The sequence below is a fragment of the Methylobacterium sp. J-026 genome, from assembly GCF_022829585.1.
Taxonomy (GTDB): Bacteria; Pseudomonadota; Alphaproteobacteria; order Rhizobiales; family Beijerinckiaceae; genus Methylobacterium.
In genome coordinates this window covers 1-363 of the sequence record NZ_JAKSYC010000283.1, presented here as the reverse complement: position 1 = coordinate 363, position 363 = coordinate 1, and the positions used below count along the sequence as shown (strand labels likewise).

Sequence of the window (363 nt, the reverse complement as noted above, 5' to 3'; positions counted from 1 at the left end):
TAGAGCTGCGCGCCCTCGCCGTAGGCACCCTGCAGGTACAGGGCGTCGCCCGGCGCGATGAACGGGGTGTTAATCTTCAGGGCGCCCTGCACCGCGAAGCCCTGGACATTGCTGGTATGGGCAGCGGCGACGATGGCGCCCGTGCCGGTGCTGGCGGCGGTCGAGAGGTTGCCGACGTTCAGCGCGTGGGTGGCGGCGGAGAGCTGGGCCGAGCCCCAGGCGTGGTCGAGGCGCACAACGCCGACGAAGTCGGGCAGACGCGAGCGCTCGATGCTGTCAATGTTGCCGTAGCGGTTCGGGCCGACGAAGATCGGGGTCGGCTGGTTGGTCACGCCGAAGTTCTGCGTGCTACCCGTGTTCAGC

General features: G+C 68.9%; 1 protein-coding gene. It reads right to left on the bottom strand.

The features are described from left to right. On the bottom strand, window positions 1–363 hold a 363-nt coding region (locus MKK69_RS31420; RefSeq protein WP_243972095.1), incomplete at both ends, for a porin.